Here is a 14,164-nt window from a genome sequence, read left to right on the forward strand (position 1 = left end):
AGGTGGTTACGTTATCAGAATAGAGAATGTAGCGAAATCCTGCTCAGGTTAACATTTCTCAGCAAGGGAAATTAAATCGAGAAAACCGGCATCCTTTTCTGTTAAACAGCGTCTTCCAAAGTAACAACCATCGTGAGGCCTGTTCGTTATGTTCCAGATTTTCACAGATTTTGCCACCTGGCTGGTCTATCAACGACTTAATCTGAGTCCTGCCACCAAACTGGGGGATGCGCTCCATTTTTTTGTCGAAGACGTGAGCAAGATTTTCGTTCTGTTGCTGGTCTTGATCTACTTCGTAGCCATGTTACGGGCATCGCTGGATGTCGGGAGGGTAAGAGATTATCTTGCAGGTAAACATCGGGGGGTGGGGTATTTACTGGGATCCTGCTTCGGTGCCATTACCCCGTTCTGCTCCTGCTCAAGTATCCCGGTATTTCTGGGATTTACTTCGGCTGGTATTCCCCTCGGAATTACCATGGCCTTTCTCATCACCTCCCCACTTATCAATGAAGTCGCCGTCCTGCTTCTGGTCAGCCTGCTCGGATGGAGGTTCACGCTCATTTATATTGTTGTCGGAATGGCTGTTGGTATAGCTGGCGGTGCTTTTCTTGATCGGATTAAGGCCGAACGCTGGTTAGCCGACTTTGCCGCTGACGCCCTCAGAGACGGGCAGCAACATCAAACTGCTGTGATCCGACAATCTACCGGGACACCGCATATGTCTCTCTCAAAGCGACATGCCTTTGCTAAAGATGAAACGCTCACCATTTTTAAACGTGTCTGGCTCTGGGTCATTCTCGGTGTAGGACTTGGCGCTGCACTGCATGGATTTGTGCCGGACGGATGGATCGCATCGCATCTTGGTGCCGGTCAGTGGTGGAGCGTTCCGGTAGCCGTACTGGTTGGCATACCACTCTATTCCAATGCGACCGGTGTGATCCCCGTGATGGAAAGCCTGATTACTAACGGCCTGCCAGTGGGTACAGCACTGGCTTTTTGCATGAGCACTGTCGCAGTCAGCTTCCCTGAGTTCGTTCTGCTCAAACAAGTGATGAAGTGGCAATTACTCTGCATCCTGCTGTTGCTGTTGTTGACCTCATTCACACTGGTTGGCTGGGTTTTTAACGTCGTATTCCCGCTGGTTTCCTGAGGAGGATTATAAAATGAAGCATGTAAAAGTACTGGGTACAGGTTGTTCCAGTTGTAAAACAACCATCCGGCTTATCCAGCAAGTAGCTGATGAGCGAGGCGTCGCTATTCAGCTTGAAAAAGTGGAGTCACTACCTGAAATAATGAAATACAAAGTGATGTCGACACCGGCAGTCGTCATTAATGACATCGTTGTACACGCCGGAGGAATACCGTCAAAAGACATTATCGAAAGCTGGCTCTGATCTGCAGGATGTGAACCCTGCAGATCAGAGAGAGATGTAAAGATCAGGCCCGGAGCTTATGTCTTCACCTCCGGGTCGCTCTAACGCAGCAGATAAAATTCAAACTCTGATTATTCGTTCAAACTCTGACGCTCCGCTTCAAGCCCTAGGATCCGGAGGCACATCTGCTCAATAAGCTCAGGAGTAAACGTTTTTTTAAAACGAGCGATGACTTCAGCGTCAGTGTCATCCATATATTTTAAGGGCTTCTTAAATGCCATGATGCTAAGCCGGGCAAGCGCCAGAAGTTCAGCAGTCATAAGGGCTTTCTGCATATTGTCGCCTTTCCTTCCCGATTCAGGGTTCTAATAACCATCTGGAATTAAGCGTTCCCGGAGTTTCCTCCGGGTGTCGGCTTATCTGAGCATTAACAGGGGGACACGGGTCTGTTCGATCATCGCAGTGGTGTTACTGCCGATGAAAAAACGTCGCAGGGAAGAGTGGCCATATGCACCCATGACAATCAGATCCACATTGTTGTCTGAGGCGTAACGGCAGAGCGCCTCCGGTACCGAACGCCCTTCAGCTAACCGGGATATCGCACTGATACCTGAGGTCTGCAGACTACGCCGCGCCTCTTCGAGAGTATGAGCATCTCCGTTAACCATAACGACATGGCACTCCATTCCTAACAGCAGGGGACTGAGCGTAAGACGACGCAGGTTTCTCCGGCTTTCCTCGCTGCCATCAAACGCAAACATGGCTTTTGAAGGGGGAGTAAAAGTTTCCGGTACAATCAATACCGGCTTTTTCTGCAGGCGGATAATACTCTCCAGATTACTGCCAACCGGGTTCTGTGTCCCCCGGCGCCCGAGTATCATCAGGCGAATATCCTTCAGATCAGCCAGGATGATATCCAGTGCTCCATGTTTCTGAAGTTGCTGAACATCCGGGATACCGATCTGGCTGAGCAGTTCCGCGCATCCGGCAAGAATGGCGCGTCCCTGAGTCATCAACAGGCGGTTGCGCTCCCCTTCTATCCGGACAAGCTCCTGCGTCAGTTGCTCCCGGCTGTCAATACCGATAGCCCCTGTCAGGTCCGAAACAGCCGGTTGTTCGTTTTTTTCCAGCACATGCAGCAGGGCAAGAGGAACGTCAAGCTTTCCTGCAACCCAGGCCGCATATTCACACACAGCGCGTGTAGATGACGATCCATCCACGCAGGCAATAATGGTGTTGTTCATATCATTAATTCCTGACATTAATGACCTCCCATCAGTTTTTCGACTTCTTCGGGTTTATCGTGAACACCAAAGCGATCAACGATAGTACGGGTTGCTTCGTTCATCCCGCGGATCTCAACTTCAGTTCCTTCTCTGCGGAATTTAATCACCACCTTATCCAGTGCGCTGACAGACGTGATATCCCAGAAATGGGCTTGCGCAACATCAATGACAACTTTCTCTACCGCTTCGCGAAAATCAAAATACGCCATAAAGCGGTCGGCGGAGGCAAAAAACACCTGTCCGGTGACCTTATAGAACCGGGTATCCTTCTTCAGTTCTGAAGAGACAACCAGAAAACGCGCCACTTTAGTGGCAAAATTCAGGGAAGCGATCAGGACACCAGTCAGTACCCCGAATGCCAGATTATGAGTGGCCACCACCACCACGACCGTTGCCAGCATCACCACGCTGGTAGAAATTGGATGGCTTTTAAGATCTGCAACTGAACGCCATGAAAAGGTACCAATCGAAACCATGATCATCACGGCGACCAGTGCGGCCATAGGGATTTGGGAGACCAGGTCCCTGAGGAATACCACCATGCACAGCAGGACCACACCGGCAGTAAGGGTGGAAAGGCGGCCCCGCCCGCCAGATTTTACGTTAATAACGGATTGTCCAATCATTGCACAGCCCGCCATTCCCCCGATAAAGGGTGTGCAGATATTGGCGATGCCCTGAGCCTTGCATTCCCTGTTTTTGTCACTGGGTGTATCCGTCATATCGTCCACAATAGTGGCCGTCATCATTGATTCCAGTAACCCTACAACGGCGAGGCCTGCGGAGTACGGGAGAATAATCAGGAGGGTATCGAGATTCAGCGGGATATCTGGCAACAGGAAGACCGGCAGACTGTCAGGCAGTTTGCCCATATCCCCGACAGTACGAACGTCCAGATGTAACCACATGGCAATCGCCGTCAGCACCACGATACAGACAAGGGGTGAGGGGATTGTTTTATTCAGATACGGGAAAAGGTAGATGATGGCGAGACCACCTGCTGTCATGGCATAAACATGCCAGGTCACATTGGTGAGTTCAGGTAGCTGCGCCATGAAAATCAGGATCGCGAGTGCATTAACGAATCCGGTCACCACGGAGCGTGAGACGAAGCGCATAAGCCCGCCGAGCTTCAGATAGCCAGCTATCAGCTGGAATACGCCGGTCAGTATGGAGGCCGCCAGTAAGTACTGCAGACCATGGTCTTTCACCAGGGTCACCATCAGGAGCGCCATTGCCCCCGTGGATGAAGATATCATCGCCGGGCGACCACCAAAGAAGGCCATAACCAGCGGGATACAGAAGGCGGAGTAAAGTCCCACCTGAGGATCAACACCGGCAATAATGGAAAAGGCGATCGCTTCAGGAATGAGTGCGAGCGCGACAACAATACCAGCCAGCACGTCACCACGGACGTTACCCAGCCAGTCCCTACGCGTCGAGGACAGCAACATAGTAATTTCTCAATTTTTAGATGGAGTTAGCCCCGGAGGACATAAGTTTCAAATACGATAAAACACATCCGCAGACGGGATGTTATTGCGTGCGTTCTGAGGCTCGCTCAGTACGGCGGAGGAAGGAAAAACTCAGGGTGGCGTAATGCGCATGATCAGCAGGTAAATCCTCGAAAGCAGGTACTCAGCCCTTAGTGAACAGAATAAGCCAGCGTAATGTACTTTAGTGCTGACCACATGCTCTGCAGGATGCAGAGTCTCTCTACTATAAACGAAAATACAACACGATCAATGCACAGGCTCCGTATGGGCAGTTCAGGCACCAGAATATGACTGTCGGTGATCAAGGTAACCGCATGCATGTCTTGATATCAGAACGATTACGTTTCCAGAACATACCCTACGCTGATTAAAAAGCGGTCTTACCGAATGGAAGGGACTTCCCCTGATTATGCGCCTGATTAACTCTTGTGCAATCATGGGGTACACATCGTCCCGGAGGAATTCGTTATGACTATCACGACTGTCGGTATCGATCTTGCTAAAAATGTGTTTGCTGTTCACGGTGTTGATCAAAATGGTAGAACTGTTCTGGTTAAGCCTAAAGTATCGCGTGCTGCACTTCCTGAGTTAATTGCAAGTTTGCCTCCCTGTGTTATCGGGATGGAAGCATGCTCCGGGGCTCACTACTGGGCAAGATTGTTTCGGCAGTATGGTCATGAGCCACGTCTGATGGCTGCTAAGTTTGTATCGCCTTATCGTATGGCCGGAAAATCAGGAAAAATGATGCAGCTGATGCTCAGGCTATCTGTGAAGCTGTTCGTCGTCCGCATATGCGGTTCGTACCAGTGAAAGACGAAAGCCAGCAGGCCATGCAGTGTTTACATCGTACCCGTCAGGGTTTTATCGAAGAGAAAACAGCAACGTATAATCGTCTGCGAGGATTGATATCTGAATTCGGTGTCATCGCGCCACAAAGTGCTGATGCCCTGCGCCACATGGTTTCTGTGCAGAAGAGCTCTTTACCGCTTCAGGTTCAGCAATGTGTTGATGATTTGATGGAACACGTTGATCGCATTGAAGCTAACATCACTGAATATGACCGAATTTTGTCCCACATAGCCAAAACAGATCATCGCAGTCAGCGGCTGATGGAGCTAAAGGGCGTTGGTCCCACAACGGCCTGTGCACTGGTCGCCAGTATCGGTAATGCACATGATTTTAAAAATGGACGTCAACTGGCAGCCTGGCTGGGGCTGACGCCATCACAATACAGCAGCGGGGGAAAGTCGAAACTCGGCAGGATCACAAAAGCCGGTGATTCGTATCTGCGAACGCTTCTGGTTCAGGGGGCTCGTTCAGTGCTTATTGGCGCCGGGAAAAGGACTGACTCATTCAGCCGTTGGGTTTGTATGTTGGTTGAGCGCAGAGGGTACTGGCGGGCTGTTGTGGCCATCGCCGCCAAAAATGCGCGGCTGTGTTGGGCATCACTACATTACGGTGATGATTTCCGGCTGTACTCAGTCAACTAAAGCTCGAAGCTGTATAACCATCTGACCTGCAATTCGTTGATGATAAAGGGTTAGACCCCGTGAGGCCTATCTGGCTATTGTACAGGATATACGTATCCGCTTAACGAACAAGAACCTCACGCGCGTCTTTCATCAGGGCCCGAATCGATGACGATTCATCATGGCCGTTTATAGTACCGCAGTCTCTCCCCTTTATTTTTACTGAAGAGCAGACAGAAACCATAAATACCGGCTTTGACATGCCGGGGAAGTCCTTATAGTACAATAATTTTCTATATCTAAACTGCCCCCTGTAACATCGACCTTTTCCCGCAGGGTTGAAAAATCTCCCTCAGATGGCCAGTTACAGGGGATATCGCGGACTTTTGCTATTAATTAAACCTGTCGCGATGCTGTCAGAACTTACAATGTGACAGAGAGACACAGCGAGTGAAGAGGGAAATCATTTTGACGCTTTTCGAGCTACGAGTGGTGCTAACCGGAATATTACCCCCTGATTTTTCAGGAGGACGTTATTTTTCTGTGATGTGAATCTAATCTATTTTTAACAGATATCCTTCCCGTGGTCTTCTCAGGATAATCGCATGAAAAATGTACTTGTTTTCTTTAACTCTCAACCCGCTGAATTAGTAAAAACCCTGAGGGAAGTCAATATCATCAGGCGCGTATACCCGAACGGGGAAGAAGCTCATCTCAAAATCATGCTTTCCGGCATGCACTCCGTTGGACGAAAGAAATGTGAGATTTTCATAGCATCAGACAGAGACCTGAAGCATGACGAAATTATAACTGCTGCGAATACTCTGCTGTGAACTGAACCTTTATCGTATCAGGGGATTTACAGCTACGGATACGATGAATTTTCGTTAAGATATCCGAAAACTCCGGATGTCTCAGACTGCAAGCGTTGAACTCTGATGTCAGCACTTTAATTGAGTCACAGATAGTATCCGCGTTCCTTCCCTTCATCTTCCCCTGCTCTGCTACACACTTACAGACTCAAGGGCAAAGCAAAAAAATCCTCCGCCGGTGAGCAGAGTATATTGCATATGCCACTTTACGAGTGTATATATGGCATATGCCAATAAGGAGCCTTCATGCCAAGACCCAGAATTCCCCGTAACATTTGTGGCCGCCCTGCGGATACCTGTTTTAAGCCCAATGCGCGACCGATGAGCCAGCTTGAACATGTTCATTTAAAAGAAGATGAGTTTGAAGCGTTACGACTGGTCGATTTACTGGGCATGCAACAGCAGGAAGCGGCTGTTGCAATGGGGGTTTCAAGGCAGACACTGGCCAATGTCCTGAAAGCAGCCCGTTTTAAGGTTGTGGACTGTCTCACTCAGGGCAAGGCCTTAATAATGCACTCTGAAAGGGAAGGAGTTACACAAGATGATCACAGCCATTCCAGTGAATGACGACCGGGTAGCGAATCATTTTACCAAAGCGAGTCACCTTGTTTTTGTGGATAAGCGCGGTGCGGAACTCAGCCGGACAGAGAATCCCGCGCTGGGCGCAGATTGTTCAGGTAAACGGAAGCTGGTTGACCTTCTGGTTCAACAACAGGTCAGCCGCGTTGTGGTCCGTAACATCGGGGAACGGATGCTGGGTAAATTACTGGGGCATCAGATCGCGGTGTACCAGACTGACTGTGGCCGTCGTTTGTTCACTGAACTATGTGATCCGGATACCCGTGTACTGACTGAACTGAATAAGCCGGAGCAGGGACGCCAGTCCCTTAACCATGAGGCGAAGGGGAAAAAATGCTGTCACTCTGACGGGAACACAGCAGAAAATGCGTGCCTGCGGGGTCATCAGCATCATCACGGAAACGGGCGCTGTTGCCATTCCTGAGTTTATTTCATCACGGGTGGTGATTTTTATCCGACCCGTATTGTGTATAAACCAGGAGCCGGAATGTGTGGAGGAGGCAGTAATGACTGCCGGGTATGAGAACCCCATCTGACTGAATTCCGGATGCCTCCCGTCAGTACAACCGGACACTGAACAGAAACAGATGAATTGTTATCTTAATGCCAGAAAGGCCCATACCTGTTGTATGGCCTGTGGTTCCCGCGACAACAACCCTGATTCGGTGAGCTTAATGTTTTCAGAACACCCGAATGGTTCTGTATGTGCGAACTACACGGCCGATCACAGGCATCAGGGCTATACGGGTCTTTTACATGGAGGAATGACGAGTACCCTGCTGGATGCAGCAATGACTCATTGTTTGTTCATGCAGGGTGTGCAGGCCCTGACGGCTGAACTGACGGTCAGATTCATTTCACCCGTTTGTACCGGGGAAAAACTGATGGTATGTGCCAGACTGCTTGGGCAACGCAGGGGGATTTACCAGCTCGAAGCATGGCTGACAAAGGGACAGCAGAAAGTGGCACGTGCCACGGCGAAATTCATTGTCCCGTCGCAGGATATTGCTCTGGCACATCGCTAGTGTGACAGACGACAGGTGTACCTGGTTATTATAAAAATTTGAGGCTGTTTTGCCCAGACCGGAAAGAATAATGGCACATCGTATATCCCACTGAAACAATGTAAGAGGTAGTTATGAGTAAACAAATCATTGATATTGGTATTGCTGAATCATCCCGAGTGGAGATTGCAGACGGCCTGGCCCGGCTTCTTGCTGACACCTATACCCTGTATATAAAAACACATTACTATCACTGGAATGTAACTGGCCCCATGTTTAACAGCTTACATTTAATGTTTGAAAATCAATACAATGAGCTGGCCACTGCCGTTGATGATATCGCTGAACGTATACGCTCGCTCGGATGCTTCGCGCCCGGCACATATCATGAATTTTCACGTTTAACAGCGGTTAATGAAGACAAGGATATTCCGGCAGCAAAAAACATGATTGAAAATCTTGTCCAGGGCCAGGAGACCGTGGTTAAAACTGCACGCTCTTTATTCCCGGTCGTTAATAATGCGAATGATGAAGCCACAGCAGATCTGCTTACACAACGTATCCAGTTGCATGAGAAAACTGCCTGGATGTTGCGTAGCCTGCTTGAATAATGTAACCCGGTGGTAGCAGAAAAAACGGTTTATCAGCCACAGGCCATTGCTGACAGTGCAGTATCATCCTTGATCTCGTGGCTTTTTTTCTGAAAAAAACATTAAAAATCAATAATATAACCAGTTGTTGCGTGAGCGATAAATACAGTCCGGACAGGCATCAGCGGCGGGTATATCCGCACCACTGCCGCTTTCCCGTTACAGTATCGCAGGCTCCGGCCAGGCACGGGGAAGGCGCTGCACAGCCTGAACAGGGTTAATGATCCACTGATAAAACGGTTTGCGGTGAAAGCAGGATCACATTATTCGTTGTTATGGCTTTCTTTACCGGTGTCTTCCTGCGGGCAGTAGAGATCATATAAGGTATTTAACAACGTCATGATACGGTTATCCCCGATACGGTAATATACCATTTTACCTGCCCGTCGGGTCTCGACCAGCTTCAGGCGGCGCATGACACCCAGCTGCTGAGACAGGGTCGGCTGAGTGATACCGACCGCCGCTTCCAGCTCGGTCACATTCGCTTCCCCCTGGCTTAACTGACACATCAACAATAGCCGGTCGCTGTTGGCCAGTCCCCGTAAGACATCTGCTGCCCCCAGGGCTGCATTTTTCATATCGGTCTGACGTTTTGTGTCTTCATTCATGCGCATTGCTGATTTCTCACATTATGTATTTTTATATAATATAGTTTAGTATACTAATGGCGCTATGATTTTGCCACCGTGTTCGTCAGGTCTGCAGCGTCTTGCTGGCCCGGGTGAATGATTATATCTGGCAGGAATTTTTGCCCCCAGTAAACGGAGAGGATTTAATGAAAATAGTGATTGTTGGTGGTGTCGCCGGCGGCGCATCCGCTGCAGCCAGGGCACGTCGATTGTCAGAAGATGTCAGCATTGTTGTGCTTGAGCGGGGAAGCAATGTCTCCTTCGCCAACTGTGGATTGCCTTACCATATAGGCGGGAAAATTCCGTTACGGCAGTCACTTATTCTCAAAACCCCGGAGGATTTTAAATCCCGTTTTAACATAGACGTCCGTATATATCATGAAGTGACCTCAGTAGACCCGGTGAATAAAACGGTAACGGTTAAGAATCTGACCTCAGGGGAGGTCTATAGCGAAGAGTGGGATCGTTTGCTCCTCAGTACCGGCGCCGCTCCGGTTGTCCCCCCTTTGCCCGGGCTACAGGAAGAGGGGGTCTTTACGCTGCGAAATCTTACTGACATGGATGCTATCCAGGCGTGGATTGAGCAACATAACGTCGCTCACACCACGCTTGTCGGCGGGGGATTTATCGGGCTCGAAGTGATGGAGGCACTGAGCGAAAGAGGGATCAGTGTGACCCTGCTGGAGATGGGGGAACAGGTTATGGCTCCGGTTGATCCTGAAATGGCATCGGCCCTGCATCAGGAAATCAGGAGTCATGGCGTGGATCTGCGTCTCAGAACGGCACTCAACGAGGTACTGCGGACAGAAACGGGATTCCGCGTTGCACTTTCTGACGGTGAGTTTCTGCAAACCGACATGGTTATTCTCGCCATCGGGGTAAAACCTGAGAATACCCTTGCCACAGGAGCCGGGCTCGCAGTGGGGAAACGGGGAGGCATCAGTGTCAATGCCTGTATGCAGACCAGTATCCCTGACATCTACGCCGTGGGGGATGCTGTTGAAACTCCTGACCTTGTCTTTCAGGAACCCGCTAATGTTCCTCTGGCAGGGCCAGCCAACCGCCAGGGACGTATTGCTGCTGATAACATGCTTGAACGTCACAGCCTTTACCATGGCAGTCAGGGTACATCCATTTGTAAGGTATTTTCGCTGAGTATTGGCAGTGTCGGTGCGAATGAAAAACAGTTGAAAGCCCATGGTACCCGATACGAGAAGGTTTACGTCCATGCCGCTGATCATGCCAGTTACTACCCGGGAGCAACGATGATCAGTCTGAAACTGCTGTTCAGCCCTGACACCGGTAAAATTCTCGGAGCCCAGGCGTCAGGAAAAAAAGGGGTAGATAAACGCATCGATGTCCTGGCTGTCGCACAGCGCGCGGGGCTTACCGTCAACGATCTCGAGCATCTTGAGCTTACTTATGCTCCTCCTTTTAACAGTGCAAGGGACGTTGTTAACCAGGCTGGAATGGTGGCGGCAAATGTAATTAAAGGAGATACGGTCATCTGTCATGCCAGCGATGTGTTACAACGGGAACCGGGCAGTTATTGTTTCCTTGATATTCGCTCTCCTGCAGAACTGAAACAATTTGGTGAATATCCTGATGCACTATCCATCCCTCTGGATTCCCTGCGGGAGAATCTTGAAAAATTACCTAAAGATAAAGAGATTTTTATCGGGTGTCAGAGTGGCCTGCGCGGGCATGTGGCATACCGTATTCTGCAGGCTCACGGCTTCCGGGCATATAATCTGAGCGGTGGTTTTATAACCTGGAAAGCGGTTATGGCGTCGATGAATAAATAACAGATGACGTGCCATCTATATGGCACGTCATCTTTCCGTATTCTCAGCATTTGTTACATCTCAACGCTGACGCGGGAGCAACATGATAAGCGCCCCAGTCAACGCAGACAGAACTGATCCCACCAGTACGCCGACTTTCACTTCATCTATGAGTAACTGGCTTTCCGCAAATGCAAGGTTGCCAATGAAAAGGCTCATGGTAAAACCAATTCCACACAGAACAGAGACGCCGTATATCTGCAGCCACGAGCTGTTTTTCGGTTTTTGGGCCAGCCCCAGACCGACAGCGAGCAGCGAAAGGCCAAAAACGCCCACCTGCTTACCCAGGAAGAGTCCCGTGGCCACACCAACTGGCACGGGTGACAGAAGATCCTCTGCGGTCAGGCCTGTGAGCGATACGCCTGCATTCGCGAAACCAAACACCGGCAGAATAAGGAAAACCACCCACGGCTCAAGACCATGTTCAAGTCGCTCCAGCGGTGAACCGGAAGTGCTGTCTGTTTTCAGCGGGATGAAGAGGGCCACCAGAATACCAGCCACCGTAGCATGAACCCCCGACTGCAGCATAAAAAACCACATCAGGCAGCCTGCAACGAGGTAGGGAAGCAGTCGCTTCAGGCCAGCTCTGTTCATCATGAACATCATCAGTGCGGTTACCATAGCGCCGCCCAGCATCATGAGTGAAATATGACTGGTATAAAAAATTGCAATAATCGCTACGGCTCCCATGTCATCAAGGATGGCCAGGGCAGAGAGAAAAATCTTCAGCGACGCCGGAACCCTCCTTCCCAGCAAAGTCAGCACACCGAGCGCGAACGCAATGTCCGTCGCAGCCGGGATGGCCCATCCGCGAAGCGTTTCTGCATTGCTGGCATTAAACCCGGCATAAATCAGTGCCGGCACGGCAACGCCTCCCAGCGCCGCAAAACCCGGTAGGGCGCGCTGGCTCCATGTTGCCAGTTGACCAACGAGAAGCTCCCGCTTAATCTCGAGACCGACAAAGAGAAAAAAGATGGCCATCAGCCCGTCGTTGACCCAGTGCTCCGTGGAAAGCCCGACAGTTTTGTATTTCAGCAGTGATTCATATCCCTCAAGCAGGGGAGAGTTGGCCACCACGATGGCTGCTACAGACGCGAGGATCAGTATAATACCGCCCGCCGCCGGCGAGCTGATAAACCCTCTGACAACTCCGTTAAGCTTTTTTTTATTTGCGCTCATGGAATGTGTCGCCTCCTTTCAGAAAGTTGATACCTGGCTGTTTCTTACTGACAGAAATACGGAAAACGTGGATCTGTCCCTGAAGACACCTGGCGGATGACATTCTCAGGCTTGCTTGCATGACATAATTCACCTGAAGTGATTGATAATAAACTATTTTATCACAAGCGTTAACCTGAGCCGTTGTAATGCGCGTAAATTCCGGTAAATGCCGTACACCTTACCGTCTTCAGTTATGCGCATCCATGGGCACAAGAAAAAGCATTGGCCTGCTGACTTTCCAGAGGCGTTGATCTATGATGTTTTTAAAGGTGATGGCGTTCCACCTTTCCCAACCGCCCCGTCCGGGGCTGATGACGCCTGATATGACTCTTGATTTTCAGGAGGTATGTCAGGCCGTCGATAAATCCTTCCGGCCTGTGTACTTCCCTTAACGGGGATACATCTTTGATTAATGTTTTTGGTCATCTTAACCCTGACAGCGACGCTGTCTGCACCGCAGCCGTGACGGCGGGCTGGCTCAACCGGTGTAACCGTCCTGCCCGTGCCTGGCGGCCCGGTGAAGCGAATCCTGAGACACGCTATATTTTTGAAGCTGCCGGGCTCTCCCTGCCGCCCCTGCTGGATATTCCACTGAAAGGTGAACCGGTATGGCTGGTCGATTTTACCGAACCGGCACAGGGGCCTGCTGATCTCCTCCAGAGCAATATCATCGGGATTATCGACCATCACCGGCTTGGCGGTCTGGTCACGCAACTGCCGCCGGAGGTCTGGATAAAACCGGCAGGCAGCAGCGCGACAGTACTCTGGCTGCTGATGGATGCAGAAATGCGCCGCACGATGCCCCCGACTCACGCAACCCTGCTTCTTGGCGCGCTGCTCAGCGACACCATTAATCTGTGCTCACCCACCACGACGGAAGACGATATCCGTACAGCCACTGAACTCTGCGTCCTGTCGGGGATAAAACGCAGGGCATTTGCTCATGGGCTCATGACCGCCAAAACCGACATCAGCGGACAGTCAGCAGAGCAGCTTCTGAATAAAGACCTGAAGGCCTTTTCGCTCGCTGGCACGGATGTGCGTATCGCACAACTGGAGGTCAACTCACCTGAACAGGTCGCTCCCCTACTGGATGAACTGCAAAATGCGATGGCGCAGATGGCGGTGACAACCGGAGCCGGACTTATCGTGCTGATGGTGACTGATATCCAGGAATGCTTTTCAACACTGTATTTCGCCGGGCCGGAGAGTGGCAACATAACATCATGCTCCGTACCGGGCATGGTCAGCCGGAAGAAACAGCTTCTGCCCTGGCTGGAGCACTTCCTCAGTCAAAGCCGGAGACAGCCATGAAAATCTACACACATGCACTTGTTCTTGTTCAGGGGAAAGAGGATGGCGTTACCCTTCTCGCACTGGCGGCAACGCTATCCCGCCTGCTGCAAATGAAAATCACTCTTGCTCATATCTGCAATGACTATCGGGAGATGAACTACGTATCGGACGGCCTGATGGACGATGCCGTATCAAAAGATGTTGTTCAGGTGAAGGCGCTGTTCAGTGAACTGACGTCCTCTGTGGCCGAACACGTTGACGCACGTGAACTGGTCACCATGCGGCGTTTTGAAGATGTACAGAAATGCATCACCGACACCGGTGTGGACCTGGTGATTGCAGGTCACCGTAATCGTTTTATGGGGGCGCTGACATCCCGTTCTGCTGAATACATTAACCATCTTAACGTCGACGTTCTGATTAAACACATTCCAAACTGAACCAC

Annotated in this window: 15 protein-coding genes, 1 pseudogene and 1 riboswitch; of the genes and pseudogenes, 11 read left to right on the plus strand and 5 right to left on the minus strand. The window is 50.5% G+C overall.

Features of this window, described 5'->3' with window-relative positions; translation table 11 throughout:
* The first annotated feature begins 148 nt into the window (after positions 1 to 148).
* Both BJF97_RS02385 and BJF97_RS02390 read left to right on the plus strand, forming a co-directional pair.
* The gene (locus tag BJF97_RS02385) at positions 149 to 1,150 is read left to right on the plus strand and encodes a permease (protein ID WP_013095204.1); all 1,002 of its coding nucleotides are present in this window, start codon (positions 149 to 151) and stop codon (positions 1,148 to 1,150) included.
* Positions 1,151 to 1,163: 13 nt separating this feature from the next.
* Positions 1,164 to 1,394, plus strand: a complete 231-nt coding sequence (locus tag BJF97_RS02390) for a thioredoxin family protein (RefSeq protein WP_013095205.1) — start codon at positions 1,164 to 1,166, stop codon at positions 1,392 to 1,394.
* Positions 1,395 to 1,504: 110 nt separating this feature from the next.
* On the opposite strand, the gene BJF97_RS02395 is transcribed toward BJF97_RS02390, so the two are convergent.
* The 3 genes from BJF97_RS02395 to BJF97_RS02405 all read right to left on the minus strand — a co-directional run bounded on the left by BJF97_RS02395 (position 1,505) and on the right by BJF97_RS02405 (position 4,113).
* On the minus strand, positions 1,505 to 1,708 hold the full coding sequence (locus BJF97_RS02395) for a hypothetical protein (protein ID WP_013095206.1): 204 nt from the start codon (positions 1,706 to 1,708) through the stop codon (positions 1,505 to 1,507).
* 81 nt (positions 1,709 to 1,789) lie between these two features.
* Entirely contained in the window at positions 1,790 to 2,617 is an 828-nt protein-coding gene (locus BJF97_RS02400; protein WP_007372648.1) for a universal stress protein, read from the minus strand.
* 17 nt (positions 2,618 to 2,634) lie between these two features.
* Positions 2,635 to 4,113, minus strand: a complete 1,479-nt coding sequence (locus tag BJF97_RS02405) for a SulP family inorganic anion transporter (RefSeq protein ID WP_013095207.1) — start codon at positions 4,111 to 4,113, stop codon at positions 2,635 to 2,637.
* 510 nt (positions 4,114 to 4,623) lie between these two features.
* Here BJF97_RS02405 and BJF97_RS02410 point away from each other — a divergent pair.
* The 6 genes and pseudogenes from BJF97_RS02410 (at position 4,624) to BJF97_RS02435 (ending at position 8,690) form a co-directional block, all read left to right on the plus strand.
* Positions 4,624 to 5,645: pseudogene (locus BJF97_RS02410) on the plus strand (IS110 family transposase).
* Positions 5,646 to 6,229: 584 nt separating this feature from the next.
* Positions 6,230 to 6,457 (plus strand): hypothetical protein, encoded by a 228-nt coding sequence (locus tag BJF97_RS02415; protein WP_007372650.1) that lies wholly within the window; start codon positions 6,230 to 6,232, stop codon positions 6,455 to 6,457.
* 285 nt (positions 6,458 to 6,742) lie between these two features.
* Positions 6,743 to 7,063 (plus strand): DUF134 domain-containing protein, encoded by a 321-nt coding sequence (locus BJF97_RS02420; protein ID WP_001137910.1) that lies wholly within the window; start codon positions 6,743 to 6,745, stop codon positions 7,061 to 7,063.
* Entirely contained in the window at positions 7,038 to 7,499 is a 462-nt protein-coding gene (locus BJF97_RS02425) for a NifB/NifX family molybdenum-iron cluster-binding protein (protein ID WP_013095208.1), read from the plus strand. The genes BJF97_RS02420 and BJF97_RS02425 overlap by 26 nt, the downstream gene beginning before the upstream one ends.
* A gap of 340 nt (positions 7,500 to 7,839) precedes the next feature.
* Positions 7,840 to 8,100: a PaaI family thioesterase gene (locus BJF97_RS02430; RefSeq protein WP_013095211.1), complete on the plus strand. Its 261-nt coding sequence runs from the start codon at positions 7,840 to 7,842 to the stop codon at positions 8,098 to 8,100.
* A gap of 113 nt (positions 8,101 to 8,213) precedes the next feature.
* Entirely contained in the window at positions 8,214 to 8,690 is a 477-nt protein-coding gene (locus BJF97_RS02435) for a Dps family protein (protein ID WP_013095212.1), read from the plus strand.
* Positions 8,691 to 8,992: 302 nt separating this feature from the next.
* On the opposite strand, the gene BJF97_RS02440 is transcribed toward BJF97_RS02435, so the two are convergent.
* Positions 8,993 to 9,343: an ArsR/SmtB family transcription factor gene (locus tag BJF97_RS02440; protein ID WP_013095213.1), complete on the minus strand. Its 351-nt coding sequence runs from the start codon at positions 9,341 to 9,343 to the stop codon at positions 8,993 to 8,995.
* Positions 9,344 to 9,504: 161 nt separating this feature from the next.
* Between BJF97_RS02440 and BJF97_RS02445 the strand changes: the two genes are divergently transcribed.
* On the plus strand, positions 9,505 to 11,163 hold the full coding sequence (locus BJF97_RS02445; RefSeq protein ID WP_013095214.1) for an FAD-dependent oxidoreductase: 1,659 nt from the start codon (positions 9,505 to 9,507) through the stop codon (positions 11,161 to 11,163).
* A 60-nt stretch (positions 11,164 to 11,223) separates the two neighbouring features.
* Here the strand turns inward: BJF97_RS02445 and nhaA are convergent, their stop codons facing one another.
* Positions 11,224 to 12,381 carry a Na+/H+ antiporter NhaA gene (nhaA, locus tag BJF97_RS02450; protein ID WP_013095215.1) on the minus strand — a complete coding sequence of 386 codons (1,158 nt, stop codon included), beginning with the start codon at positions 12,379 to 12,381 and terminating at the stop codon, positions 11,224 to 11,226.
* A gap of 301 nt (positions 12,382 to 12,682) precedes the next feature.
* Positions 12,683 to 12,751, plus strand: a riboswitch (Fluoride riboswitch).
* Between the two features lie 77 nt (positions 12,752 to 12,828).
* Between nhaA and BJF97_RS02455 the strand changes: the two genes are divergently transcribed.
* Both BJF97_RS02455 and BJF97_RS02460 read left to right on the plus strand, forming a co-directional pair.
* Positions 12,829 to 13,737, plus strand: a complete 909-nt coding sequence (locus BJF97_RS02455; protein ID WP_013095218.1) for a DHHA2 domain-containing protein — start codon at positions 12,829 to 12,831, stop codon at positions 13,735 to 13,737.
* Positions 13,734 to 14,159, plus strand: a complete 426-nt coding sequence (locus BJF97_RS02460) for a universal stress protein (RefSeq protein WP_013095219.1) — start codon at positions 13,734 to 13,736, stop codon at positions 14,157 to 14,159. The genes BJF97_RS02455 and BJF97_RS02460 overlap by 4 nt, the downstream gene beginning before the upstream one ends.
* The last annotated feature ends 5 nt before the right edge of the window (positions 14,160 to 14,164 follow it).

Origin of the sequence: Klebsiella sp. LTGPAF-6F (assembly GCF_001753185.1) — a bacterium.
GTDB classification, from domain to species: Bacteria; Pseudomonadota; Gammaproteobacteria; order Enterobacterales; family Enterobacteriaceae; genus Klebsiella; species Klebsiella michiganensis.